At 44.7% G+C, this 25,377-nt stretch carries 23 protein-coding genes; 9 read left to right on the top strand and 14 right to left on the bottom strand.

What is annotated here, in order from left to right; all coding sequences use genetic code 11:
- Positions 1-52: 52 nt before the first annotated feature.
- The gene (locus LDX50_RS13850) at positions 53-442 is read left to right on the top strand and encodes a tellurite resistance TerB family protein (protein WP_225697895.1); all 390 of its coding nucleotides are present in this window, start codon (positions 53-55) and stop codon (positions 440-442) included.
- Positions 443-493: 51 nt separating this feature from the next.
- Here LDX50_RS13850 and LDX50_RS13855 read toward each other — a convergent pair whose 3' ends face one another.
- The 4 genes from LDX50_RS13855 to LDX50_RS13870 all read right to left on the bottom strand — a co-directional run bounded on the left by LDX50_RS13855 (position 494) and on the right by LDX50_RS13870 (position 4,114).
- The gene (locus LDX50_RS13855) at positions 494-1,087 is read right to left on the bottom strand and encodes a superoxide dismutase family protein (protein ID WP_225697896.1); all 594 of its coding nucleotides are present in this window, start codon (positions 1,085-1,087) and stop codon (positions 494-496) included.
- 84 nt (positions 1,088-1,171) lie between these two features.
- Positions 1,172-1,354 (bottom strand): hypothetical protein, encoded by a 183-nt coding sequence (locus LDX50_RS13860; protein WP_225697897.1) that lies wholly within the window; start codon positions 1,352-1,354, stop codon positions 1,172-1,174.
- A gap of 11 nt (positions 1,355-1,365) precedes the next feature.
- Positions 1,366-2,208: a VOC family protein gene (locus LDX50_RS13865; RefSeq protein ID WP_225697898.1), complete on the bottom strand. Its 843-nt coding sequence runs from the start codon at positions 2,206-2,208 to the stop codon at positions 1,366-1,368.
- 109 nt (positions 2,209-2,317) lie between these two features.
- A complete protein-coding gene (locus tag LDX50_RS13870; RefSeq protein ID WP_225697899.1) occupies positions 2,318-4,114 on the bottom strand; it encodes a hypothetical protein in 1,797 nt (598 codons plus the stop codon).
- A 208-nt stretch (positions 4,115-4,322) separates the two neighbouring features.
- On the opposite strand from LDX50_RS13870, the gene LDX50_RS13875 reads away from it, so the two are divergent.
- From LDX50_RS13875 to LDX50_RS13885, 3 genes are read left to right on the top strand one after another with little or no spacing between them, the layout of a single operon-like run.
- The gene (locus LDX50_RS13875) at positions 4,323-5,483 is read left to right on the top strand and encodes a T9SS type B sorting domain-containing protein (protein ID WP_225697900.1); all 1,161 of its coding nucleotides are present in this window, start codon (positions 4,323-4,325) and stop codon (positions 5,481-5,483) included.
- Positions 5,483-6,511 carry a PorP/SprF family type IX secretion system membrane protein gene (locus LDX50_RS13880; RefSeq protein ID WP_225697901.1) on the top strand — a complete coding sequence of 343 codons (1,029 nt, stop codon included), beginning with the start codon at positions 5,483-5,485 and terminating at the stop codon, positions 6,509-6,511. The genes LDX50_RS13875 and LDX50_RS13880 overlap by 1 nt, the downstream gene beginning before the upstream one ends.
- Positions 6,508-8,871 (top strand): OmpA family protein, encoded by a 2,364-nt coding sequence (locus LDX50_RS13885; RefSeq protein WP_225697902.1) that lies wholly within the window; start codon positions 6,508-6,510, stop codon positions 8,869-8,871. Before LDX50_RS13880 ends, LDX50_RS13885 begins: the two co-directional genes overlap by 4 nt.
- On the opposite strand, the gene LDX50_RS13890 is transcribed toward LDX50_RS13885, so the two are convergent.
- From LDX50_RS13890 to LDX50_RS13910, 5 genes are all read right to left on the bottom strand, one after another.
- Entirely contained in the window at positions 8,868-11,747 is a 2,880-nt protein-coding gene (locus tag LDX50_RS13890) for a CHAT domain-containing protein (protein WP_225697903.1), read from the bottom strand. The two genes, LDX50_RS13885 and LDX50_RS13890, sit on opposite strands and share 4 nt — an antisense overlap.
- A gap of 60 nt (positions 11,748-11,807) precedes the next feature.
- Positions 11,808-12,695: a hypothetical protein gene (locus tag LDX50_RS13895; RefSeq protein ID WP_225697904.1), complete on the bottom strand. Its 888-nt coding sequence runs from the start codon at positions 12,693-12,695 to the stop codon at positions 11,808-11,810.
- Between the two features lie 262 nt (positions 12,696-12,957).
- Positions 12,958-13,356: a hypothetical protein gene (locus tag LDX50_RS13900; RefSeq protein WP_225697905.1), complete on the bottom strand. Its 399-nt coding sequence runs from the start codon at positions 13,354-13,356 to the stop codon at positions 12,958-12,960.
- Positions 13,357-13,368: 12 nt separating this feature from the next.
- On the bottom strand, positions 13,369-13,905 hold the full coding sequence (locus LDX50_RS13905; protein ID WP_225697906.1) for a P-loop nucleotide/nucleoside kinase family protein: 537 nt from the start codon (positions 13,903-13,905) through the stop codon (positions 13,369-13,371).
- An 89-nt stretch (positions 13,906-13,994) separates the two neighbouring features.
- Positions 13,995-15,071 (bottom strand): fatty acid desaturase family protein, encoded by a 1,077-nt coding sequence (locus LDX50_RS13910; RefSeq protein ID WP_225697907.1) that lies wholly within the window; start codon positions 15,069-15,071, stop codon positions 13,995-13,997.
- Between the two features lie 246 nt (positions 15,072-15,317).
- On the opposite strand from LDX50_RS13910, the gene LDX50_RS13915 reads away from it, so the two are divergent.
- Entirely contained in the window at positions 15,318-15,701 is a 384-nt protein-coding gene (locus LDX50_RS13915) for a hypothetical protein (RefSeq protein WP_225697908.1), read from the top strand.
- Positions 15,702-15,705: 4 nt separating this feature from the next.
- Here LDX50_RS13915 and LDX50_RS13920 read toward each other — a convergent pair whose 3' ends face one another.
- Positions 15,706-17,808 (bottom strand): c-type cytochrome, encoded by a 2,103-nt coding sequence (locus LDX50_RS13920; RefSeq protein WP_225697909.1) that lies wholly within the window; start codon positions 17,806-17,808, stop codon positions 15,706-15,708.
- Positions 17,809-17,928: 120 nt separating this feature from the next.
- On the opposite strand from LDX50_RS13920, the gene crtD reads away from it, so the two are divergent.
- The gene (gene crtD / locus LDX50_RS13925; RefSeq protein ID WP_225697910.1) at positions 17,929-19,398 is read left to right on the top strand and encodes a 1-hydroxycarotenoid 3,4-desaturase CrtD; all 1,470 of its coding nucleotides are present in this window, start codon (positions 17,929-17,931) and stop codon (positions 19,396-19,398) included.
- Entirely contained in the window at positions 19,395-20,063 is a 669-nt protein-coding gene (locus LDX50_RS13930) for a carotenoid biosynthesis protein (protein ID WP_225697911.1), read from the top strand. The genes crtD and LDX50_RS13930 overlap by 4 nt, the downstream gene beginning before the upstream one ends.
- 43 nt (positions 20,064-20,106) lie before the next feature.
- On the opposite strand, the gene LDX50_RS13935 is transcribed toward LDX50_RS13930, so the two are convergent.
- Both LDX50_RS13935 and LDX50_RS13940 read right to left on the bottom strand, forming a co-directional pair.
- A complete protein-coding gene (locus LDX50_RS13935) occupies positions 20,107-20,352 on the bottom strand; it encodes a hypothetical protein (RefSeq protein WP_420828561.1) in 246 nt (81 codons plus the stop codon).
- Complete coding sequence (locus LDX50_RS13940) at positions 20,312-20,479, bottom strand: hypothetical protein (RefSeq protein WP_225697912.1); 168 nt, start codon at positions 20,477-20,479, stop codon at positions 20,312-20,314. Before LDX50_RS13940 ends, LDX50_RS13935 begins: the two co-directional genes overlap by 41 nt.
- A gap of 121 nt (positions 20,480-20,600) precedes the next feature.
- On the opposite strand from LDX50_RS13940, the gene LDX50_RS13945 reads away from it, so the two are divergent.
- Together LDX50_RS13945 and trxA are read left to right on the top strand one after the other, a co-directional pair.
- Entirely contained in the window at positions 20,601-20,888 is a 288-nt protein-coding gene (locus tag LDX50_RS13945; protein ID WP_225697913.1) for a rhodanese-like domain-containing protein, read from the top strand.
- A gap of 1 nt (position 20,889) precedes the next feature.
- On the top strand, positions 20,890-21,213 hold the full coding sequence (trxA, locus tag LDX50_RS13950; protein ID WP_225697914.1) for a thioredoxin: 324 nt from the start codon (positions 20,890-20,892) through the stop codon (positions 21,211-21,213).
- A 24-nt stretch (positions 21,214-21,237) separates the two neighbouring features.
- On the opposite strand, the gene LDX50_RS13955 is transcribed toward trxA, so the two are convergent.
- Both LDX50_RS13955 and ppdK read right to left on the bottom strand, forming a co-directional pair.
- Positions 21,238-22,539 carry a M20 family metallopeptidase gene (locus LDX50_RS13955; protein ID WP_225697915.1) on the bottom strand — a complete coding sequence of 434 codons (1,302 nt, stop codon included), beginning with the start codon at positions 22,537-22,539 and terminating at the stop codon, positions 21,238-21,240.
- An 89-nt stretch (positions 22,540-22,628) separates the two neighbouring features.
- Complete coding sequence (gene ppdK, locus LDX50_RS13960; RefSeq protein WP_225697916.1) at positions 22,629-25,364, bottom strand: pyruvate, phosphate dikinase; 2,736 nt, start codon at positions 25,362-25,364, stop codon at positions 22,629-22,631.
- Positions 25,365-25,377 lie beyond the last annotated feature (13 nt).

The raw sequence follows: 25,377 nt of genomic DNA on the forward strand, positions 1-25,377 counted from the left end.
TAAAGAAGTAATAATGTTCAATTTATTCAGATCAAATCGGCACGGACAGGTGATGAGTCATTTAAACAACCTCATTGCTGTAGCACTAGCAGATGGCACTCTGGATCAGACTGAGTGGGATCGTCTGGCTACAATTGCCGCAAACAGAGGCGTAAGCCAGGAGGAACTCCATCAGATACGTGAAGAGGCTGAAACCATTAAATTTGTTGCTCCTGCATCCCATCGGGATAAAATCTTCCAAATCTATGAATTGGTTGAGGTGATGATTGCCGATGGTCGGGTTGATCAGGAAGAACTATTGATATGTCGAAAATTGGCTGAAAAACTGAGTATACATCCCAGGATAATCACAGATATGCTGGCCAGGATGCTCCAGCTTATCCGGGAAGATAAGGATCCCGAAATCATCATCGATGAAATATGTGCACTTACTAATCATTAAACCATAAAAAAACCCGCTCGATGGCGGGTTTTTATATTATTACGCTCTTCTCTATTGCTCACGGATCACTCCGCAGGATACTCTTCCCCCGGCAGCACCTGATGGCTGGGAGGTAAAATCATCCGCACCAGCGTGAATGATTACTGCATGATTCAGGATATTGGTAGCTGAATCTCCGCCAATCGTCCATCCTGTAATTTCAAGTGAATTTGTTGCCGTACTGTCTGCTCCGGCTTCAAGGTTTATAATGTCGCCGGCATGATGCATTCCATCACCCATACGGTTGCCATGATCCACACCGGATGGATTCCAGTGACCTCCGGCTGAACTGGCATCGTCGGCGCTGCAATCACCCTTTTCATGCAAATGTATCGCATGTGAGCCTGGTACAAGATGATTGATTTCGATATCCATCTGAACGGTATTGTCGCCTGTCTGGGTGAAAGTGATCGTACCAGTAACGTTGCTGCCACTGGCCGGTGACATTGATGCCATCGCCATCGGCGCGGCAGGAACTTCCATTTCTTCAGCTAATTCTGTGGTCATATCATCCGTAGCTGCCGCCTCTTCCTTTGTAGAAGTTGAACATGCACCAAAGACAATTAAAAAGCCCAATACATAGATTGATCTTGATAGGTATTTCATAGTTAATTTTGCTTTATCTAATTTTCGCAAAATTACTAATACCTGACTGCCTAACCAAAAAATAGCGGTGCCGCAGCTAATCCGTCAATAACGCCCGCCACTGTACACCCCCACATTAAAAGAAGGCGTGACCCTGGGTCCACCAGGACCGAAAGACATATTCATTCCCATGCTGGTGCCCCAATGTGCATTTGAACAGCTCTCCAGTGTTCCGATAGCCGCAATCATGAGGAGGCAGAATGATAATTTTTTAACAAATGTTTTCATTTTGATCGAATTTAATTGAACGGCCACTTTTGAATACAGAAAATTGCTCCATTGGGGTCGGTAAGAACGGCGACAGAACCATTTCTTATTGCCTGATTCGGTGCCATCAAAATGGTCGCACCCAGTGATTTGGCTCGATTCACGGTTTCCTCCGGATCCGTAACTTTAATATAAGGCACCCATTGTGTTGTCATATTTGAGATCGGGTTCGGACTTATCCCCGCTATTTTAAGTTCCTGCTTACCGAAGATCCAATACGGTTTTCCATTAGCAACCTGCTCAGTGATATCATAACCTAACGTCTTACCGTAAAATTCAGCAGAGGACTCAGGCTGGTCAGACCATAGCTCCATCCATAACCATTCATTTGCATCTGCTTCCAGCAATGGCGGGTCCCCTGCGGAAGAATGAATTATACTCACAGCAGCACCCTGTGGATCCTTCAGTAAAGCCATGCTTCCACGTCCGGTGATTCTGGTTGTTCCGATGACGGTCGATGCGCCCATAGAGCTAAGAAAATCAAGTGCCTTTTCAGTATCCTCGACAGATATCGCTCCTATCCACAAATTCTGTTGAGATTTGGTCTCAATCATTCCTCCCAGATACTTATTTCCCTGCCGGATCAGTGTATAGTTTCCATCGGTCGTTGGAATTGATTCAAATTCCCAATTGAATAATTGCCCGTAAAATTCCCTGGAAGCATCCACATTGGATGTACCAAGTTCATGCCAGACAAACTGACCATAACGGTAATTATAAGTAGGAACATCAACAATTGGCGGGTAATTATCGGCTGAACAGGAAGCCAGTATCATCATGAAGAACAGGCTTACCGGCAAACATAAATATTTCATTATTAAGAGGTTGTAGATTGCAACCTATAATACAAAAATTGGAACAAATGTCCAGAGCTTCGCTAATTTTGTTTGTACCAAATCCTTTGATTTGATCAATTTGGAACAATTAAGGCGTAATATATTCGATAACGATCCCGTATATCCCCTGCTCAGCATCACTTAGCTGATTTGTAATTCCTGCTATATTGAAATCGATACCGATCATATATGTATGATTCTGATTGTCGATCACAAAAGGTCCGTTCAATGTGGCAGTGAATATTCCAGGCCCATTTTCATTGGCATTTAAACCGCCGCCAAGATCGACCTGGCCGCTGCCAAATGACCTTTCAAACAGGCCTAATTTAACGGGTGGGCCGTGCATATCCATGAAATACATTGTGATGGATTGAACGACCGAACCGTGCGGCAAATGTACAGGGGCATAAATGGATCTGCCCAGTGTCTCATCCTTGATCGTGACAAGACTATTATCACTCTCAAAGATCAACACATTATTTTCCGAATTGGCAAAATTCTGTCTGTAAACGCCTGTGAAATCTGAAGGGTCAATACTGTAATAGCTTGCTACGGGTACGACGGCTGTGGTGGCAGGTGCCCATTGCGTACCATCCCAACGTAGGAGATCTCCAACGGATGCCCCGGCCTGGTTGAGCTTCGACGGATCCAAATCACTGATTTTAACATTGGAAACCGCACCGTCCTGAATGTCTGCAGTTTCAATACTTCCATCCAGAATTTTCTGACTGTTAATCGCCCCGTCCTTTACAACGGCCGTTCCAATAGTACCGGAAAGATCACTTGCTGCCGGGAATGATATGTTGTGCAAATCAACTGTTTTCTGTCCGGTGCCATCCCCCTCAAGGGTTAGCTGAAGGATCGAACTGTTTACGCCGCTTAATACAAATTCAGTTACCTCCTGATCATCGGTTCCGGTTGGCAGCCCTGACAACGGGATACTTCCTGCCAGCACACCATTTTCCTCGATCTCAATATCAGTTGCTGTTATGCGAAAATCAGTGATCGCCTCATTGGACGGGTCGGCATCCGCATCATCCGATGTAGTAACATAACCCAGCGACGCCAGATCTATCGGAGCCCCACCGTCTTCGAGTGTCAACACACTGCCTGCCAGGCTTATCTGCTGATCATCTGTGCCCGTCGGTAATCCTGATAAGGGAATACTTCCCGCCAGGACACCATTTTCCTCGATTTCAATATCGGTAGCCGTTATGCGAAAATCAGTGATCGCTTCATTAGTTGGGTCGGCATCCGCATCATCCGATGTAGTGACATAACCCAGCGACGCCAGATCTATCGGAGCCCCACCGTCTTCGAGTGTTAACACACTTCCAGCCAGGCTTAACTGCTGGTCATCAGTGCCAATGTTTATTACGGGCGTCAGATCGAGGGTATAGATCAGGCCGTTTTCTTCTATTTCAAGTATGTTGCCGTTAAGGCGAACATCTGTAATCAATTCATTGGAAGGGTCGGAATCCGCGTCGTTGATCAGTGAACTCAAATCAACACTGTTACCGTTTTCGATGGAAAGAAGCGCCGTTGCCTGATTAAAGGCAAGGTTCTGAAATGTACCGGATGAATCCCCTAGTCCGGCGATCCACTGTGCGCCATCCCAATAATAGAAAAGGTTATCGGTAGTGTCATACACAATCAAACCCCTTTCAGTTGAACCCAAACTCATGCTCGTGCGCTGACCGCCCGTAAGCCTCGGGAGCAAAACCCCCTGGTTGTTTCCCGGTGCAACCACATCCAGTGCCGCATTGGAATTGGGATTGGTGGTTCCGACACCGACAGACTGCGCCATTACTTCCGGCATCACACACGGAATGATCAGCAATATGAGAATGGCTAAAAAGTAGTTTTTAATAGTACTGAATGTCATGGCCACATTTAAGTTGGCATTCTAAAAATGTATTTCACCCAAAAAATATCAGTAATATGATAAATCGACCTTACATTTTTGTAGCAATAGACTATCTAAAATTACATACGTAAAGCATGCGGATGATAAGGTCTTATTACCAAAAATAAATATATTTATTTAATATTCAGATTACTGGAGAGAATCCGGGCAATTGATTTATTTTTTTATGTACCTCAGAGCAGCACTATTTTTACTCATTTTTACGATTCAATCCAATCGGTCGGCAGCGCAGACCATACAGGACGGTTCAGTGTTATTTATTTCTGAAAACGGAATATTAACCGCTGATGCTGCGGTTTCAAATGAGGGTTTTCTGCAGAATGAGGGAATCTACCATGTGCGTCGGAATTGGTCCAGCAACGGCATATATCAAGGGGCGGGCACCATAGTTCTGGATGGCACTCAAACGCAGACATTCCGCCATAACGGACAGTTCATTTCCATATTGGATGTTGGCAACCCTGCAGGTATATTGATTCGCGGCAAAGTACCCGTTCGCCGGCAACTTCTCCTGACAGATGGGGAAATCACTACCTCGTCTATCGACACGTTATTTACTGAAACGGATGCCCTGATTTCAGGCGGATCACCAGGAAGTTTTGTAAATGGCCCCCTTCACAGGGGCGGGCGTGGCCTGGTGGAATTCCCTGTGGGTATTTCCGGCACCTACCTGCCGGTATCATTGCTGGATGTTACAGGCGGTAATACCATTACCGTGTTGCAGGCCAGGGCTAATTATTCCGGTAACATACCACAAGGGGTTACAAGCGTTAGCCGGGACTTTTTCTGGGAGCGAAGTAATTACCGGGATGCATTTGCCGGCAGTGAGGTAAGCCTGCCTTTTTATGATGATCAGCTGGACAGATCATCAGCGGTTATTATCGGACTTGACCGAAACTCAGGTGATTTTACGTTATATGACGATCTCGACTTTTTCACGGGCTCATTCTACGAAATGATATCTACTAATGCACCCGTTTCAGAACATATTCTGCTACTTGGAACACTGGAAGAAAATATACGCGATGAAACGGCATTTTACATTCCCAACGTCCTCTCTCCGAATGCGGCCGACCAGGATAACAGGGTCATCAAGGTTTTCGGCGACTTTGTAGAAGAGGATTTTTCATTCGTGGTATATGACCGGCGGGGGATGCAGGTTTTCGAAAGCAAAAGCCTCACCCGAATGCAATTCAACGGATGGAACGGAACATCTGCCCGCACCGGCGACTTATTACCACAGGGAGCCTATGTATATGCCTTAAGGGCGCGGAACAGCCGCAATGAAGTTATAGAACGAACAGGGACTTTAACAATTCTTAACTGATGCTGAAATACCTGATCGTTTTGTTTCCTTTATTTTTTACCCTGAATTTCTCAGTGGCGCAGTCACCTGTATTTTCTCAGTACTATACCACCTCGCTCTATCTGAACCCGGCATTGGTGGGATCTGAAAGTGATATCACGATCGGCATGAATTACAGGGCACAGTGGAACCAGCTGGAATCCCCCTATCAGACCGCTCAGATCACCTACATGCACCCATTGATCAAACCAGGCGGCCGCAGCAAGCATGTAGGGGGAATCGGGGTTTCAATCCTGAGTGATCAGGCAGGAAATAACAGTCTCTCCAATACCGGAATCAATTTCTCAGGGGCCTTCAACTATCACCTCTCCTCCTATGGAAACAACATTTTAACATTTGGATTACAGGCCGGCGTTTACAGGAATGCATTGAATATTGAAAATTTACAATGGGGTTCGCAGTACAATGCATTCAGCGGGTTTGATCCCACAATTGAGGTTGATCCGGGAAATTTGCAGGACCAAAGGTTCTATGCTGTAATCAATGCGGGCATGATGTGGTATTACCGGCAACAGCAGCGGTATAGTACAAAATCCTGGTCGTCCTATGCAGGAATTTCAGTCTATCACCTGAATCAACCGAATACGTCCCTGATCAATGATCAGGACAATCTGCCACTCAGCCTTCGTTTTCATGGCGGGATTAGTTTCCCCATTTCGGCACAGGCAAAACTCACCCCGAGTGCTCTGGCGGTGTATGAGCTTTCAGACATTCAGCTGAATGCAGGCGGATACCTGACCTATTCGCTGGGAAGTGCATCCAATGCCTCGAATGCCGCCGTAATCCTGGGAGCATGGTATCGCCTGAGTGATTCTTTCATCGTTCATGTAGGTACTGAAATCAAGAATTTCCGACTCGCCTTCAGCTATGATCATAATGTTTCCTCTTTCCAAAGGTATTTTGGAACTTCAGGAAGCTACGAGTTTTCCATTCAATACAGAATTATCCGAAAACACCAGTCCGTTTATTTCTCAACGCCACTCATATGAAGTTTTCGCGATTACTTCTATGCATCAGCATGCTAACTGCATTACCCCTGACCCTGGCGGCACAACAAACAGCGCTTCGGTTTGAGGAAATCAGGCAATTGGAAAACTCCGGTCAATATTTCGCAGCTATCGATGCCCTGAACGAATTGCTCACATTTGATGAGAACAACATCGATGCTGTATTTTCACTTGCCGAAAACTACCGGCAGACATTCCAGTATGAAAAGGCGCTCGCTCAGTATCAGAAGGTGTTTTTTCTCGACGAAAATGCCAACCCGCTTAGCGAATATTACCTGGCTCTCATGCAGAAATATACGGGCAAATACAGCGCATCCATATCATATTTCGATTCCTTTATTGCCCGTTGGGATTCAACCGGTCGCTATCCCGCTCTTATTGAACAGGCCCGGGTGGAAAAAGCGGGAAGTCAAATGGCCATATCCTATAATGGAAAGGAGAAGTTTAAAATCCGCCAAGTGGCTGAACCCCTGAATACGCCCTTTAATGATTATGCACCGGTGACCTTAGCCGATTCAGCACTTCTGATCACAAGTTCAAGGATTGAACATAAAAGGCAGGCAAGAGATCAGCGATTTGGCGAGGGTTTTTCAGATCATTATTATTTCTCTTTGTCAGAAAATGCCATCAATATTGTTGATGATACAAAGCTCATCGATGCACTGAATACAAAATTTAATGATGGCAGCGGCAGCTTTTGTAATGAGGATGGCGCATACTACTTTACCGTTTGCGGGTACAAAGCTCCATATTGTCAGATTTACGTAAGTCATCTGGAATCAGGAAGATTTTCAGAGCCGGAATTATTGTCGGAAAATATTAATTTACCAGGGAGGAACAGTAAACAGCCGGGTATTTCAATTTCAGGGGATACATTGTTCTTCGTATCGGACCGGCCTGGCGGTAAGGGCGGCAATGATATCTGGATGTCCGTTAAATCAGGCAGCGGCTGGGGACCCGCCATGAACCTGGGCAACAAGGTTAATACTTCACTGAACGAGAATTCACCCTTTCCGATAATGAATAACATTCTGATGTTCTCTTCCGATGGTCATCAGGGATTCGGCGGAATGGATATATTTATGGCACGTCGACTACTCAATGGTGACACGGTATTGGTGAATGCGGGAATCCCTTTTAATTCCAGCAGGGACGATATGTTTCCAAATGCCTCATCGTCCTATATATTCTGGTCATCTAATCGTTCAGATGGAGAAGGGGGTTTTGATGTGTACAGCTCATCAATCCGATCCAGGTTATATCTTACTTCTCTTATTTCTGCATTGAATCATAATGCAAGTCGTGACGATGCATTAAGTGGATCTGTGATTCTACCTGATCCGGGAGGAGAAATCACAACTATCGTAAATACAGGTGATGTTGACTTCAGCAAACTGTCTCTTGCAGAGCAGGCGGTCATCAATGATATTGCCCTTGGCAAGCCGGGCGTCACCAGTACATTCAAAGATCTGTCACAGGCTCAGGTTGATGCATTGCTTAAAGAGCGCAAGGCTGAATTAGCAGCATTGGACCGCCGACGTTATCAGGTTGACTTCGACCATCATGAAGAAGAGGGACACTTTGAAATAACGGGCTCACTGGATTGTGAATATTGTGATGACATCCCAACAATTTATATGTCGGACCTGAGTGGCGAACGTCGACAATTAACCATTGCCGATTCATCCGGAAATTTCCGTTTTAGCCATTTAACAGGCAATGAAAGCGTTCTCCTTGAAATTGATACTGCCTTCAATGGCCTGATCCAATTCTCGAATGTGCAGACATTATTTATCCCGGATTACAGGTCATATACCTACACTCCGGTTTATTTTGATCTGGCTGAAAGTGAAATCCGCCATGAATCCTATGGAGTACTACAGGAGATGGCTGTTTTTCTAAACAACAACCCGGGATTTCAACTGGAAATTGTTGCGCATGCAGATAACACCGGAAGTGAGGCCTACAATTTGCTGCTTACACGAGAACGCGGACAGGCTGTATTTGATGCCCTTCTCCGGTTAGGGGTATCCCCTCTTTCCATGATGATCCGGGCGAAGGGGTTTCGTGAACCTGTTGCCGACAATGAATCACCTAAAGGCAGACAGCTTAATCGTCGTGTGGAATTTCTTATTTCAGGTATGGGGAGCAAGCCTGAAGAAACCTATCATTACTGTTTCACAACCAGAGCCATGAATGGTGATGAACTCACCCGGGCTTTAAAGGAAGAGACCCTGATCCGATTAAATGGTATCGATGAAAGCGAGCGATACAGACCCTATATTCCCATCCTTGTTAAGGACAACAACCTGCTTAATACAGAAATTTTCGATTGTAATTAATTACCCAGGTATATGAAGGGCGCCCAATATTTTGGTGCCTGATACTTTTTCTTCATTTCATCAACTGCGTATTCATAGGCAATCCTCTTATTTCCAGATGCCAGCAGTTTTGCATAAAAACTTGACATGTACTCCTTGGTGACCTTATCACTTACCTGCCACAGACTTATGATCATTGATTCTGCTCCCGCTACGAAAAATGCGTATTGCAACCCGTATACCCCATCGCCATTTTTCAACTCTCCCAGACCGGTTTCACAGGCCGATAATACCACCAACTCTGTTGCTGACAGATCCATATCAGAAACCTCAAACGCAGTCAGGAGATCTCCCTGCCTGGAATCTGTGGCAGTTAAAACCAGTCCAGACCTGAATAATTCCAGGTCAGGCAAATCCTGACGCTGTTTAACTTCCCTTCTCGAAAAGAATCCGTGCGTCGCGAAATGCATCAATGCAGATGGCTCCTGACTGTAGAGTCGGGCTTTCGTTGCCTCCGTGCCTGTGAGAGAGGTAACACCCCACCCTTCCTTTTGCAGCGCGCCTGAAATCTGTATAATCTCCTCACGTGTGCCTGGAAGGGATGCGAATCTCGAATCGCCCTGTGATTCACTTAAAACGGGATCACCCACGAGCAGTGCCTGGTGCGATCCATTGAATACCCCTTGTCCGGCCTTTACCTTCACGATCTCTCCGGCATTATGTAAGTGGCGAATCCTCATAGTTGAGCCCAAAAAACTACTGTTTTCAGGGTTCATAAGTGACTCCGGATTAATCTTAAAATACAGCCCGTCATCAACAAGGTATGCCGTCTTTATGCCTTCAAGCAGTGACTCAAATGGCTTCCAGAAATAAGTATAGGAAGTTGTATCTGCGACCTCATATTTAATGGCATTCAGATAAAACTTCAGCTGCCGGTTTTCCAGATAATCACCGGATCCCAGTTCGACCACCTGAGGCCCATCCTCAAACGACGGTTTTATCACAAGTCCAACATAATTGATGCTATCTGTTTCTCCATTTAAACGGCTGAAATTCTGATTTTTATATCGGATAATTTCAACCACCGCCTCATCATCATCGAGGGCGGAACGTATGGAATTGTAATCAGCTGTTGCAGAAAGCTGCCGGCCGGTATGTCTCGCAATCTCAGATTCAAGTTCATTAAGACGACGTATCATTGATTGCTGGATTTCTCCATCGAATCCACCTCGGGTAAAGGAACTGGTCAATTCCTGACGAATGGCGAGAAATTCTTCTAATAACCCGGCCGTTTTATCATTCTGATCTAATTTTTGGATTTCTTTCAGGCCGCGCTTCGATTCCAGGGTGAGGCCCTTATAGAGCAGCTGTTTATTGATCATTATATGCGCAAGATCGGTTCGTTCACCTGCCAGCGGAGCGATCGCTGAATAAATGACATCCAAATCTTTCCTCATTTCTGAAAGGAAGACCGTCTGCTCGGAGCGTGACAACATGGGAAATATGAATCTGATGAGCTGTTCTTCCTTATTACTCGCAGCAAAGAGATTTTCAGAACCCTCTTCAAACCTCCCTGAAAGAATATAGCAAACCCCCAGGTTATTTTCAATCTGCCTCAATTGCGGTGCAGCACTGCCATAAACCGTAACGTATTTCTGCTTTGAAATTTCCAGCGATCGGATGGCCTCATCAATGTTGCCTTCGTAGATCGCCCAGGCCCCTTTTGCCGCATAGAAATTGGCCAGATCCATATCTGAAAAAACTTCCCCGTTTCTTTCCACCAGCTCAGCAGCTTTGTCAAGAGCCGGATTTGAACCGATAGCCTGAGAATTCCGGAATGTATTGGCATAGTTCAGAAGAAATACAAGCTCCTCATTCGGTGATTTGAATGAATAGTCGTTGAAAAGGTCATTAAGAATAATCTCCGATTCCAGGACCTGTCCCGTTTTTAAAAACAGTGCAGCTTTGTTCTGAAGCAGGCGTTCACAATGATGGGTACAGTTTTGCAGGGCGAGATCGATATATGACAATGACTGACCATAAAGACCGAACTTCTCATAGAGGTTGGCGATATTATTCAGGGTATTTACAGTCTCTTCCTTTGGTAAACCCAGGTATTCCTTTAATTCCAGAACTTTCTTGAAGCTTGCTTCAGCCTCGGTGAAATCCTGTCGCTCCATGTAGAGCATTCCCAGTTGTTCGAAGTAGGCCGATTCTACAGATTTCTGTAATAAATGATTCGAAATACTGTCCATTCTAACCGATACGAAATTCAGAAGGTCAAGGGTTTCCTGAAAGTTCCCTTCTCTTCTTTGGGCGTCAGCCTGAAGAAGCAAAATCATAAAGTCAAACTCCTGAGAATTGTTTAACGAAGCTGAATTTGAAAGCAGGGTCAGTGCCCGATCGTGTTCGCCCAACTCAATATAAATGTCATAGAGGTTCTGAAGCGCTTTTATAGATGAAGAGCCTCCGGCAGTTTTTAAAATACGTTCATAGATGATAATCGCCTTTTCCGTGTCGGTATACCTGTACAGTTGAGCGAGATTGAGTTGTGATATTATCCTTTCCTTATCAGTTGGTTCAAGGATTTCACTGCGGAATGCTTCGGATGTTTCGAGGACAGTCCGCGCTTTGCTAAAATTACCCGACTCATAGTAGGCAATTCCTAAATCATTCAGAATGACAAGATAGTCATGATCAAAGATTCCACGGTCGACTTTTGCCTGTTGTTCAGCCTCCTCAAGATATTTAATGGTGTTATCCCAGGAAACTCCCCAGTTTTCATGAGCGAGCGTATAGGATTTCTTCCAATCCTGACCGAAACAAGGAGTTACACTGAGAAGCAAAAAAACTCCCAGGCTCCGTTTTAAAAAATGTATGACTACGGAATGGTCCATAAAACAAAAAATACCAGCCGGAATTATTCCGGCTGGTTATCAGTGTACAATTTTCTTCTGCTACTGCCTTAATTTGAGCAGTTTATGACGTATCAGGAACTCATTGTATGCAGAACGGTAATCCGGCACATTAGGCGCCAGTAACATCGCATTCACATAACTGGTGAAGGCATCCGCTAACAAGTTATTATCTTCAAAATAAGCAGCACTGATCAGTTCGAGAAGCGCGCTATTTGAAATATTGCTTGTTAAAGAATTCAAGTTCTGGGTATGTTGCGTCCTGGTCTCATGATCAATACGCTTAAGCGCAACTGCCTTTGACTCTACATCATTATCCTGATAAACCTTTACAAGCAAAATTTCTTCTTTTTTGAGGTTTTCATTCTCAAGATTCAGCATAGTACGCTGTCCTTCCACACGTTCCTCAAGCAGAACCTCTTCAAACATGTTCATAACACGGATTATCGAAAATTCACTTTCATTCGCCCATTCCAGTGCTAGTTTATCCCCATACAATTCAGTGGCTCCGGGGATGTACAGATTCACCTCTGAGTCAGAGAAAGGCTCGAAATCACGCATGATTTCATAGTTTATTCCGGCTGCTTTTTCAGAGATCTCCCGATTTAGAATGAAATCAGTATAGCGGGTGACAATCATATTCGTCTCAGTCACCTCAATCTTTCCATACAGATCATTGGCGTCATATTTTCCGCTTTCCTTTATTTCCAGCACATGTCCGCTATTATGAACAAGTCCGAGATAGGCGCCTTCTTTTACGGTAAGTGTGAAATCTCCGGAAAGGACCATGCCTTTTTTCAATTGAGTTACGACCTCTCCAATTTGAATCTCCGATTCACCATTTTGGACGAGAATCTTAAAAGTGTTGATTTGAGCGTTTCCAGCGACAAAGCTGAAAACCAAAATCAATGTGGTTAAAAGTGGTTTCATAACATTATAGTTTGTTATATCTGCTATATATCCCATTCATGAATAAAAGGTAACTACCATCCGGGGCATTATGAATTATGTTAAAGTTGGCAATGAAACAAAGCTATGCGCAAATTCCTGATTGCTAAATTGTTTAACCAAATAAACCCCATGTCCTTTCTCCTCCGGCATTTAAATAAAAAGGCCGGATAATTCCGGCCTTTTAAACCAAATAACACCCATGTAACAACCATTTATTACTGTATTCTTATTAAAATCCTGTTTAAACCGGACTTTCCAGTGCCTTTCTTAATGATTTAGTGATGGAAATCAGGTTATGATGATACTTTTTTAAGCGTTCATGCGCTTTATGCTGTTCCTCATGTCGTTTATATTCATCTTCGTGCTCCCGGGCGAGTTCGATGTCCAGTTTTGTGCCTTCACCTACCAAACTTATATCAATCTCGTGTCTTTCCAGCTTACTCCGGTGTTCAGCAAGGACTCTCACATGATCTAAAAGTGCTATTTTATGTTGTACAATCGCCTCTTCGAAAAATTGCAAAACCTGCTCCTGAGACTCAATTTCCTGTTCCCACATTTTCAGGTCGTGGGACCACATTTTGATATCGGACTGCCATATTCCATGTTCCCGATGCATGTTAAGATGCGTAGTATTGTCCATTTCAACGTAAATTTAAATAGTGAGATTAGCCATTCTTGATTTTCCATTTTGCATAAGCCCCGGGATAGATTTGAGGGTCAGCCTTATCAAATCATTCAGGCGACTATCGCGGGTGTATTCCAGTACGAGGTGTTTTGAATCCATTGGTTCAAATGAACTCAACAAAGTGCGGTAAATTGAAAATTTATCTGAAATAGCCGGGTCATGCCGGAACAGGTTCCAGCCTGAATTATACGTATCAGAGACAATTTCAATCCAGTAGACCTCTGTATTCAGAATATCTGCCACGTCATGAAAATCCCGTCGGATACTTTTCAGGTAAAAGGTGCCTTCAAGAACCAGGTTTTTTTTGTCAAGGGTATGTTCAGACATTTCCTGGAGAAGATTCAAATAGACTGCCTCCTTTTCTTTTTTACTGAACGAAGGTGATGCTATCCATTTACGCCGAATAGCGGCAGTGTTTAAAAAATCGAACTGTAGGTATTGAGCCAGACGCTGAGCAAACTTGACTTTTCCCGTTCCTGGTAATCCAAATACAATTATCACCATGACCCTGCTGATTTGTTTATAAGATCAGCAAAAAGTCTGGCGAAAGCTATGAGGACGGTCAGCCGGTCACGTGATAGACATCAACCAGCTCAGGCGACACGCATGGAAGGACGACGTCCGTATTCTTTCAGCGTTAAATAATGAGAACGAACCGCATTTCTGAAGCCGGGCTGATCATTATACGGAATTCCCATTTTACCAGCCTGTTCAGCCACAATCGGCGATAAATCCGGATAGTGAATATGACAGATATGCGGAAAAAGGTGATGTTCAACCTGGAAGTTCAGGCCTCCCATATACCAGGTAAGAAACCAATTTTTACGCGCAAAATTAGAGGTGGTACGCAGTTGATGTTCCGCCCATGAATTCTCGGGAGATTCAGAAGACTCGGAATGGTCAACACCTTCAACCACGTGCGCCAACTGGAAAGTTACACTCAAAACAAAACCTCCTACCATATGGAGGGTAACAAATCCGATAATCAGATACCAGAATGGAATATTCAGGATCAATGCCGGTATTCCAATGATGTAGGCATAGTAGAGAATTTTTGAAACGATCAGAATGACCCATTCCCTGTTAAGGTTTTTCGCATACCTGGGATCATCATTCAATTTGATCAATTGTTTAAAGTCCTTGAACGTCACCCAGCTTAATGTACCAAGTGTATAGAGGAACCATGAATAGATGTGCTGAAAGCGATGGAATTTATACCATTTGGCATGCGGTGAAAGTCTAATTACATTCCCGTTCTCCAGATCTTCATCTGCGCCGTGAATATTCGTAAATGTATGATGTTTTACATTGTGCTGAATAACCCAGTTAAAGCGGTTACCCCCGAGGAAATTCATTGAATACGCAAGTACCTGATTCACAATCCTGTACTTTGAAAAAGATCCATGGCAGGCATCGTGCATCAATGACATGCCTAGACCTGCATAGGCAAAACCCATTATTACGCATCCCAGCCACATGACGAAAACGGGTATTGGTAAGGTGAGTATGAGCACAAACGGCAAAATGTATGCGGTAAGCAAAAGGAATGATTTAAGATACATCTTAAAATTACCCTTACGGGAAACTCCCGTTGATGTGAAGTGATTGTCCAATGCCTTTTGCAGATTTTTCTGAAAAGATTCATCAGATCTTTTGAATCGTACGATCATATAAATTTAATAAAATACAGGGCTACCTATTATTAAAAAATTAAGCCCACACTAGGTGCAGAAGAAAATAGAGGACCATAGCTAAAAATACTCACCCTGCGTTCCGCCGACTGACTAAGATACAAAAGGTAGTGATTAAACGTTCCATTGTTGAGGACATTTCGGTAATATTTGGTACGTCTGGTAACTTGCAGTGATAAATACCGTGATTTTTTGTATTTTCGGAGGCAATATTCAGAACACCCAATGGAATTAATAAAGAAGATAATCAGATGGACTTTCGTGTCTCTTGGAATACTGGGTTTACTCATATTTCTCTTCCTCTATTTTGCCAACTACAGCGATGGATATCGTGCGGGTACGCCCATCAAGGTGAGCCGGAAAGGAACCATCTTCAAGACCTGGGAAGGTGAAATGAATATTGGCGGACTCACCAGCTCCGGGGATGGTGTCATACCCACAACCTGGGAATTTACTGTACGTGATGGCCAAAGCCAGGTGCGTGAAGATATTGACCGCGCTATCGAAAATGGCAAACGTGTTAAATTGTACTATAAAGAAAAGTATGTTCGGATGTTTTGGCTAGGTGATACAAAATATTTTGTATACAAAGTCGAAGAAATCCTGTAACGTCCTAGGGCAGTGCGAAAGCTACATAGTAATCTCCTGATGGAGATCCAAGCTTGCCTCCTCCACATGCTATTACCACAAACTGTTTCCCATTTATTTCATAAACCGAGGGTGTGGCAAAACCCGCTGCAGGTAACTTTGATTCAAACAATAGTGCTCCGTCCCTCTTGCGATAAACCCGAAACATTTGATCAGGGGTAGCCGCAATGAACAGCACACCCCCTTTGGTTGCAACCGGTCCTCCGTAATTCTCAGTTCCGGTTAAGATACCTCCTGTTTCAAGCCCCGGGTACTTCCCAATTGGCACTTTCCACCGAATTTTTCCAGAGACCAGATCGATCGCGTTGAGCGTACCCCATGGGGGACTTATGGCAGGAAGCCCTTCTGGAGTCGTTAGCTTCTCATAGCCCCGGATTGAATATCCCCGGAAAAAGGAAGAATCTGAAGGCAATTCCGTAATTCCCTCCCGATAATTCAGCACATAATCGGTTACTGCATCAACCTGTTCATCAGTCAGAAAACTTAAAGCTGGCATCATGCCGCGGCCTACTCTCAGCAGTTCACGCACGGTACGATCATCTGCCTTATTTTTCAATCCAATCAGACCGGGATAATTCCCAGCCCCTTCCAGCGCAGGACCATGACATGACAGGCAGTGCTCCTGGTAAATAACCTGCCCCTTGGTAAGACTTTCAACATTTCCGGATTTCCTGATATTCGTGATAATCCACGGAACTTCGTTGGCATTAATAAAAAGCATACTGCTTTCGGCATCAAAAGATGATCCTCCCCACTCCGCTCCACCGTCCAAACCCGGAAAAAAAACAGTTCCCTCTTCTGAAGGCGGTGTAAACAGGTGACCTGAATTATACGTCATAAACTGCTCTTTCAGGGCTTTGAATGAGGAATCTGGTATAAGGCCGTTGAGATCATCAACAGTCATCCGTTGCCTCATAAAGGGCTCTGGTTTTTGTGGGATCGGCTGGGTGACAGAAAGTACCTCCCCCTGTAAATGTTCATCGACCGGAACTTTCATTTCTTCAACTGGAAATACGGGCGCTCCGGTATCCCTGTCGAGAACAAATATCAAACCTGTCTTTGTTGCCTGAATAGCAACATCCCTGTTAACACCATCAACCGGTATCGTGGCAAGAACTGGCGGAGCAGGCAGGTCGCGATCCCAGACATCATGGTGAATCGTCTGAAAATGCCAGCGATAAGTGCCTTTTTCTGCATCCAGAGCGATTATAGAATTGGCAAATAAATTGTCCCCTAACCGGTCGCCGCCATAAAAGTCAAACGCTGCTGAACCCGTCGAGGCATAAACCACTCCCCGTCCTTCATCGAGACTCATGCCCGACCATGAGTTTGCTCCGCCTGCACGCATATAGGCAGTGCTGTCGTCCCAGGTGTCAAAACCATATTCCCCTGGATGGGGAATCGTATGAAAAATCCAAACTCTTTCTCCCGTTCGCACATCAAATGCCCTGATATGTCCCGGTGCCGCAGGGTTCGACTCAGATACCCGGGAGCCTAGAATTAAGAGATCCTTATATATAACCCCGGGAGAAGTGGCCGTAACATATAGTGATGTTGCATCACGGTCAAGCCCACTGCGCAAATCAATTCTTCCCTCAGTGCCAAATGAGCGATCTGGCAACCCTGTGAGTGCATCAACTGACAGTAAATAGGAACTCACAGCATAGAACAGCCGTTTCTTTTCTCCGTCTGTCCAGTAGGTTACCCCCCTGTTGGTATTCAGTGCTTCTGGCAATTCTTCAATAACATCCCTGGGATTGAACGTCCAGACTTCTTTGCCATTTGAGGCATCCAGCGCAAACAAACGCAATGATGGTGTCGTAGCGTACAGAATACCATCCAGTACAATTGGATTGCACTGTATTTGAGATCCTTCCCTGGCATCGCCCGTTTTATATTCCCACGCTACCTGCAGGCGGCTTACATTGGAAGTGTCGATCTGAATAGCTCCACTATACTGTGTGCGTGCGGGATCCCCCCCCGCTACGGTCCAATCGATGTTTGCAGACGGGCTTGTGGAACACGCGGCCGAAATACATAGCAGAAAATACAACAAGAATCGATTCATAATTCAATATAAAGGAGCATTCGCTTCGAAACAAAAAATCCTTTCCGGGTATTGAGAAAGACGACGGCCGGTTTAACAAAAGTTCAATGTCAATGTTTGATAGGATATAGGTTATGTGAAATGTCAAAAAACGCCATTATCATCGGTTCTGGAATAGCGGGAATTGCAAGTGCATTGCGATTAAGGAAAAAAGGATACGATGTAACTGTTTTCGAAGCTAATCCATATGTCGGTGGAAAACTGCATGTAGTCGAAAAGGATGGCTTTCGATGGGACGCCGGTCCTTCGCTCTTCACAATGCCGCACCTGGTTGACGAACTGTTTGAGTTACATGATATTGATCCCCGAACCCTTTTTAATTACAAAAGGAAAGAAGTGGTCTGTAATTATTTCTGGGAAGATGGTACGACGTTCAGTGTTCATGCTGATACCAACAAATTCATCAGCGAAGCAGCAAGAACTTTTAATACATCTGAAGTTTCGCTAAAGAATTACCTGAGGAATGCCAAGGAAAAGTATGACCTGACAACATCGGTTTTTCTCGAAAAATCACTTCATAAGGCTTCAACATACCTCTCCTTCGACACCTTAAAGTCACTCATCCAGAGTCATAAACTGGACATCACATCAACTTTAAACTCGACCAATAAAAAATATTTTTCCGACCCCCGGCTGGTTCAACTGTTCAATCGCTACGCCACCTACAATGGTTCATCACCGTATCAAACTCCGGGAGTTATGTCGTTGATTCCTCATTTGGAGATGCATTATGGATGTTTTCTTCCAAAAGGCGGGATGCACGCCATTACCAAAAGCTTGCATCAGCTGGCCATTGATCAAAAAGTTCAATTCAGGCTCAATGAACCTGTAAAGAAAATTCTTCATGAAAGTGGGGTGGCCAATGGTGTGCAGACAGAACAAGGCAGTTATTATTCTGACTTATTGGTTTGCAATATGGACATCTATTCCACATACAATCTTTTGTTGAAGGATCTGAAACGTTCAGATAAAATTCTCAGGCAGGAACGCTCCAGCTCTGCCCTGATTTATTACTGGGGCGTCGGCAGAACATTTAAGGAACTTGACCTTCATAATATATTCTTCAGTAAAGATTACCGGGAGGAGTTCAGGTGCTTGTTCAAAGAAAAAACATTCTCGGAAGACCCCACTGTTTATATTAATATCACAAGTAAGGACGAGACCGATGATGCGCCTGAAGGAAATGAAAATTGGTTTGTCATGATCAATGCACCTGCCAATTATGGTCAGGATTGGGAAACACTCAAAAAGATATCAAGAGACCGCATTGTCCAAAAGATCAACAGGATTTTAAAAACGGATATTGAAAAGTACCTGGTAACGGAAGAAATTTTAGATCCGATTCTGATTGAGAGCAGAACAAGCTCACATCGGGGATCGCTGTACGGAGCATCAAGCAATTCTAAATTCTCGGCCTTTTTAAGGCATCCGAACTTTTCAGGAAGACTGAAAAATTTATACTTCTGCGGGGGCTCTGTTCATCCGGGAGGCGGCATTCCATTGTGCCTTCAATCTGCCAAAATTGTAAGTGACTTAATACCAGACGCATGATCCGGGGACTCGAAATACGGCAGGAATTAATTTCAATACCCAGGCTGACCATCGGTATTTTCCTGGTCTATCTTTTTCATATTTCTGCATTGATTGGCGTGACACTGGGTTATCAAAACTGGTTCATTGAAAAAACGCCTCTAAATCTTTTTGCGATTTTCTGCCTGCTGGCATGGCTCTTCCCTATTGATTCAGGAAAAAAGATTCTCGCCGTTACAATGTTTTTTTCCGGAGGAATGATAGCAGAATGGCTCGGGGTTCATTATGGAATATTATTCGGCGTTTATGAGTATGGTGAAAATCTCGGCCCGAAAATCGACGGTGTCCCGTTTTTTATAGGGATTAACTGGGCAGTATTGGTACTGATCACAGGGGTTATTTCCAACAGGATCAAAGTTTCAAAATGGCTAAAGGTCCTGATTGGCGCCGGATTAATGGTGCTCTTTGACTTGTTCATGGAGGTGCCAGCCCCTGTATTTGATTTCTGGGTTTTTGAAGGAGGTATCGCCCCCTTGAGTAATTATATTGGATGGTTTGTAGTAGCTGCCTTCCTTCACACAGTGTTCCAGCACATTAAAATTGAAGGTGATTTTCTTTTCAGCTTGCATGTTTACATCTGCCAGCTGTTATTCTTCGCGTACTTCTATTTCTATTACGGTCTATAGGTAATTCATTTCAGGTATGGCGAAGTGAACCACGCCGACTTCATTACCCCTTCACTTTTCCGAGCCGGATCCCAATGGCTAAAAACAGCCAAACCCAGGGCATTCCATGAAGTAAAAGATCGAAATAATCCATGGCTTGCATGCCGGTTCCCCCGCCCATGACCCATCTTATTTTGCCCACAATATGGGGTTCAGGCACAAATGGCGCTAATCCGAGGGTCAGGCTGGCCAGCAATGGCATCAGTAAACTACGATAGCTTTTTTTCGATTGCGTCGAGTCGTTTTTCAATTTCCTGGAGTTTATGAATGATTATGATATGTGTTTTTTTTGCATCAATTCCTACAACACTTTCCTCGCTTGATATCATTGACGCAATTTCCTCGTAGACTTTTTCGGGTACAACCTTCGATTTCATAGCAGTATATTTTAAATGTAAAGTTCCGGTAAGACAGGCCCTTACTGTGTAACATGAGTTACAAACCAGTGCCTTAAATCCTCGTTAGTTTGTATAAATGTTTTCAAAAAACGAAATAGAAATGAATAAAATTGAAGAATATATTTTGAATGGTGCTCCGGTAATTGACGTGAGAACTCCACAGGAATTTAATGGCGCAAACGCACCGGGCAGTATAAATATACCCTTGAATGAAGTAACCATGCGGCTTGAGGAACTAAGAAGCATGCCTCAACCGTTAATATTGTGCTGCAGAAGCGGCAACCGGAGTGGACAGGCGGCATATTATCTTTCACAGCAGGGAATTGAATGTTATAATGCCGGTTCATGGACCGATGTGAATTATATATTATCAAAAAAGGCAAGTTAAAATGGCTGAAACCAAAAATGCTTCGTTTGATGAGTTGATCAACTCTGAAAAACCTGTCCTGGTCGATTTTTCGGCCGTATGGTGCGGACCGTGTCAGATGATGGCTCCCATACTTAAGGAACTTAAAACGCGCGTCGGGGAAGATGCGGTCATTATAAAAGTGGATGTTGATAAAAACAGGAAGCTGGCAATGGACTACCGAATCCAGGGTGTACCCACATTGATGGTCTTTCAGAAGGGAGAAGTGAAGTGGGGGCAGTCAGGGGTTGTCCAGGTAACCCCACTTGAGCATATCCTGAAACAATACATGCCCGCAAAGGCATAGGTGATAAGGCCGTGTAATCCGGCCTTATTTTTTTTGATTTAAACGGTATAGCAGAAGCGCAGCCCGTTTGGTTAGATCAGGCAAACGGTTTAGGTCGGCATATTCGTTGGCGGTATGATCATTTCCGCCGCTCAATCCAATCCCATCCATCGCGGCATCCACAAGTCCGGAAGTAAATGAAACATCCGCCGCTCCTGCACGGAGTGGATCTACAGCCGAAACCGGCCCCAAACCAAGATCAGATGAAACCGTACTGTACAGATCCAGCAACTCCCTGTTTCCCTGTGTTGGCGGCAATGGCGGATACCCTTCTTCAAAGGTTATCGCAGCCTCCGTTCCCGGCAAATGGGATGAAACGATTCTTTCCATGGTTTCTTTGGTCATGGCGAGCTGCTCAGGAGAAACCGCCCGGATATCACCGGAAACCACCACTTCACTGGCAACCACATTTGATTTACCGTATGCGGTACCACCGTCCTTTCCATTATCAAATTCAACTGCCGTGCCGCCCAGGATTACACCAGGATTAAAGGTTAATAAGGGCTCCTGGGAAAGTTCGTCATAAAATGCCTTCAAAATTCGGGAAGCCTCATAGATCGCTCCGGCACCCACCTCCTCCGAAAAAACCTGGGAACTATGGGCCGCATTTCCATTAACTTCAAGTTTCCATCGTATCGAACCCCTCCTGGAAATAACTGCCGTTTTGAAATTACTGTCCCCGTTTTCAAATCCAATAGCGACATCAGCCCATTCTGCAGTCTCAACCAGGAGCTGCTTCGACAACGATAACGGACTTCCACTTTTTTCTTCGTCACCCGTCATTACAACCCGGACATTCATATTCTTCAATGCACCAGCCTCGCGCATCGCCCGCAGGGCATAAAGAATGATTACATCCCCTCCTTTCATATCCACCACACCCGGTCCGCGCATAACCGAATCTCCGTCAATAGTATATGACTGATATGGATGATCCGGCTCAAAAACTGTATCCAGGTGACCTATCAGCATTACTTTCAGGTTTTCCGGTTTTCCTTCATGAGTTGCAAGAAGATGACCGGCCCTTCCAAATTCCTGGCCATCAACCCAGGATGTTTCAAATCCAAGTGCCTCAAATTCTTCCATTAGCACCTTGCCAACCGCCTGCACGCCATCGAAATTCATCGTGCCGCTGTTCATGTTGACCACTCGTTTAAGGAGTTCCAGCTGTTCCGGAGCCAGGGAATTTACTTCCTGCACTATCTTTTTTTCCGTACGGGTCAGTTGGGCACGGACAAGGCCTGAATGATTGAAAAGGATGAATACTGACAGAATTAAATACTTCATAGTTATTTCTTAAAGCACGAATTTACACCAGCTGGGGGAAACAAAAAAAGGGCGCCTCTCAGCGCCCTTCCCAACTTCACCCTGATTTGTCAGGCATCCTGAAGTTCTTTTTTAGAATGCTTCAGATTTGCCTGTGCTGCGGCTAATCGGGCAATAGGAACCCGGAATGGAGAACAACTCACATAATCCAAACCGGTCCTGTCGCAAAACTCGATTGAAGACGGATCACCTCCGTGTTCACCGCAGATACCCAAATGCAGCTCTTTATTGGTCTTCAGACCCAGGTCAACAGCCGTCTTAACCAAATATCCAACACCTTCATTATCAAGCACATTGAACGGACTTTCCTTCAATAATCCCTTCTTCAGATATTCCGGCACAAACGTTCCCATATCATCACGGGAGAATCCAAAGGTCATCTGAGTGAGGTCATTCGTTCCAAAGGAGAAGAAATCTGCATAACGCGCGATTTTATCTGCTGTAATTGCTGCTCTTGGCACCTCTATCATTGTTCCGATAGAGAATTTGATTGAAGCGTGTTTTTCTTCAAAAACAACTTTGGCTTCATTCAAAATAATTTCCCGCTGCATTTTCAGCTCTTTATAATCACCTACCAATGGCACCATGATCTCCGGAGTTACTTCGAGCCCTTCGGCGGAAATATTCAGTGCCGCCTCCAGAATCGCACGGGTCTGCATGCGTGTTATTTCAGGAAATGTATTACCCAGTCGGCAACCGCGGTGTCCCAGCATCGGGTTCACTTCACGAAGTTGTTCCGCCTTCCGGGTGATTTCTTCCACAGGTACGTTCAGTGATTTTGCAACTTCAGTCTGTTCTTCCAGTTCAAATGGAATGAATTCATGGAGTGGCGGATCCAATAAACGAATGGTAACAGGATACCCTTTCATTGAACGGAATATACCCTCAAAATCAAACCGCTGCATCGGAAGAAGCTTTTTGAGGGCTTTCTCACGTCCCGCTTCATTGTTGGCAAGTATCATTTCACGCATCGCTACAATCCGGTCTCCTTCAAAGAACATATGCTCTGTTCTGCAAAGACCGATTCCAGTAGCGCCAAAATGCCGTGCAACTGAAGCGGCATCCGGAGTATCAGCATTCGCCCGTACTTTCATACGTGCATGGCTGTCGGCAAGTGACATCAACTCTTCAAAGTCGCCTGTAAGTTCCGGTTCAACGGTATCAATTTTACCTTCATAAACATTACCTGTAGAACCATTCAGTGAAATATAGTCACCTTCCTTATATACCTTATCCCCTACTGTCATCGTCTTATTTCGGTAATCGATCGTGAGGGCTCCTGCTCCGGAAATACAACATTTACCCAATCCGCGTGCTACAACAGCTGCATGGCTTGTCATTCCGCCACGTGCTGTTAAAATACCATTCGCTGCGTACATCCCTTTCAGGTCATCTGCAGATGTCTCGATCCGAACCAGTATCACGGGTTCCTTACGTTCGACATAGGTAAAAACATCTTCCTGGAAGAAAACAATCTTTCCTGTGGCTGCACCGGGTGATGCAGGCAAACCATTGGCAATAACAGTAGCCTTATCCAATGCACCGGCTTCAAATACCGGGTGGAGGAGCTCATTCAGTTTTTCAGGATCCAGGCGTAACAAGGCTTCCTCGTCGGTGATAAGACCTTCTTCGCGCATGTCACGGGCAATTTTAAGCATGGCACTGCCGGTTCGCTTACCGGTCCTGGTCTGAAGCATCCAGAGACGTCCTTCCTGAATGGTGAATTCCACATCCTGCATATCCCTGAAATGCTCTTCCAGCAATTGACGGATATCCATCAGCTGATGGAAAATTTCAGGCATATATTCTTCCAATGAAGGATAATCTTCGGCGCGTTCCTTTTCACTTACGTGGGCAAACTTCGCCCAGTTCCTTGAGGCTTTCAATGTAATCTGAAGCGGGGTACGGATACCAGCCACTACGTCTTCACCCTGGGCATCAATGAGGTATTCACCATTGAAAACATTTTCTCCCGTCGCTGCATTCCTTGTAAATGCCACGCCGGAAGCAGATTCATCACCCATATTTCCATACACCATAGCCTGTACATTCACCGCGGTTCCTCCTTCATTGGAAATACCATGAATTTCACGGTAATGGATGGCCCGGGGTGTATTCCAGCTTTCAAACACTGCCATTATAGCGCCCCATATCTGATCCTTGGGATTCTGAGGAAAAGGTTTGCCGGCATACTTTTCAGTAGTCTCCTTGTAAAGCTGAACAAGCTCTTTCAACTGATCTACAGTGAGATCCTTGTCATAACGCTTTCCGTATTTGCGCTTTTGTTCCTCAAGAACGGTTTCATAGGGATTTTCACCGTGTTCATCTACCACCTTCATTACAACATCCCCGTACATCTGAATCAGGCGTCGGTACGCATCCCATGCGAAGTGGTCTTTCCCTGTGAGTTTGGCAAGACCTTCAACTGCCTCATCATTCATACCAATATCAAGAACCGTATCCATCATTCCAGGCATGGATTGTTTGGCACCGGATCTAACAGATAGCAAACATGGATTTTCGCTACTTCCAAAATCAGTGCCCATAACATCCTGGATGAAATGCAGGCCATCAAGGGCCTGATCGAATATCATATCATGTATTGCATCCCTCCCTTTTTGCTGGAAGAGCTTGCATACATCAGTGGTAATAGTAAATCCGGGAGGCAATGGAATTCCAATTCTGGCCATTTCAGCCAGGTTTGCTCCCTTGCCGCCCAGCAGGTCTTTCATTCCAGAATGACCGTCAGCGGTTCCGTTTCCGAATTTATAAACATATTTTTCCATAATAATTGGGCAT

The sequence above is a fragment of the Fulvivirga sedimenti genome, from assembly GCF_020328055.1.

What these genes read in the sequence shown, in the direction of transcription:
- LDX50_RS13850 (WP_225697895.1), top strand. Translation starts at nt 53, where the DNA reads ATGAGTCATTTAAACAACCTCATTGCTGTAGCACTAGCAGATGGCACT.
- LDX50_RS13855 (WP_225697896.1), bottom strand. Translation starts at nt 1,087, where the DNA reads ATGAAATACCTATCAAGATCAATCTATGTATTGGGCTTTTTAATTGTC.
- LDX50_RS13860 (WP_225697897.1), bottom strand. Translation starts at nt 1,354, where the DNA reads ATGAAAACATTTGTTAAAAAATTATCATTCTGCCTCCTCATGATTGCG.
- LDX50_RS13865 (WP_225697898.1), bottom strand. Translation starts at nt 2,208, where the DNA reads ATGAAATATTTATGTTTGCCGGTAAGCCTGTTCTTCATGATGATACTG.
- LDX50_RS13870 (WP_225697899.1), bottom strand. Translation starts at nt 4,114, where the DNA reads ATGACATTCAGTACTATTAAAAACTACTTTTTAGCCATTCTCATATTG.
- LDX50_RS13875 (WP_225697900.1), top strand. Translation starts at nt 4,323, where the DNA reads ATGTACCTCAGAGCAGCACTATTTTTACTCATTTTTACGATTCAATCC.
- LDX50_RS13880 (WP_225697901.1), top strand. Translation starts at nt 5,483, where the DNA reads ATGCTGAAATACCTGATCGTTTTGTTTCCTTTATTTTTTACCCTGAAT.
- LDX50_RS13885 (WP_225697902.1), top strand. Translation starts at nt 6,508, where the DNA reads ATGAAGTTTTCGCGATTACTTCTATGCATCAGCATGCTAACTGCATTA.
- LDX50_RS13890 (WP_225697903.1), bottom strand. Translation starts at nt 11,747, where the DNA reads ATGGACCATTCCGTAGTCATACATTTTTTAAAACGGAGCCTGGGAGTT.
- LDX50_RS13895 (WP_225697904.1), bottom strand. Translation starts at nt 12,695, where the DNA reads ATGAAACCACTTTTAACCACATTGATTTTGGTTTTCAGCTTTGTCGCT.
- LDX50_RS13900 (WP_225697905.1), bottom strand. Translation starts at nt 13,356, where the DNA reads ATGGACAATACTACGCATCTTAACATGCATCGGGAACATGGAATATGG.
- LDX50_RS13905 (WP_225697906.1), bottom strand. Translation starts at nt 13,905, where the DNA reads ATGGTGATAATTGTATTTGGATTACCAGGAACGGGAAAAGTCAAGTTT.
- LDX50_RS13910 (WP_225697907.1), bottom strand. Translation starts at nt 15,071, where the DNA reads ATGATCGTACGATTCAAAAGATCTGATGAATCTTTTCAGAAAAATCTG.
- LDX50_RS13915 (WP_225697908.1), top strand. Translation starts at nt 15,318, where the DNA reads ATGGAATTAATAAAGAAGATAATCAGATGGACTTTCGTGTCTCTTGGA.
- LDX50_RS13920 (WP_225697909.1), bottom strand. Translation starts at nt 17,808, where the DNA reads ATGAATCGATTCTTGTTGTATTTTCTGCTATGTATTTCGGCCGCGTGT.
- crtD (WP_225697910.1), top strand. Translation starts at nt 17,929, where the DNA reads ATGTCAAAAAACGCCATTATCATCGGTTCTGGAATAGCGGGAATTGCA.
- LDX50_RS13930 (WP_225697911.1), top strand. Translation starts at nt 19,395, where the DNA reads ATGATCCGGGGACTCGAAATACGGCAGGAATTAATTTCAATACCCAGG.
- LDX50_RS13940 (WP_225697912.1), bottom strand. Translation starts at nt 20,479, where the DNA reads ATGAAATCGAAGGTTGTACCCGAAAAAGTCTACGAGGAAATTGCGTCA.
- LDX50_RS13945 (WP_225697913.1), top strand. Translation starts at nt 20,601, where the DNA reads ATGAATAAAATTGAAGAATATATTTTGAATGGTGCTCCGGTAATTGAC.
- trxA (WP_225697914.1), top strand. Translation starts at nt 20,890, where the DNA reads ATGGCTGAAACCAAAAATGCTTCGTTTGATGAGTTGATCAACTCTGAA.
- LDX50_RS13955 (WP_225697915.1), bottom strand. Translation starts at nt 22,539, where the DNA reads ATGAAGTATTTAATTCTGTCAGTATTCATCCTTTTCAATCATTCAGGC.
- ppdK (WP_225697916.1), bottom strand. Translation starts at nt 25,364, where the DNA reads ATGGAAAAATATGTTTATAAATTCGGAAACGGAACCGCTGACGGTCAT.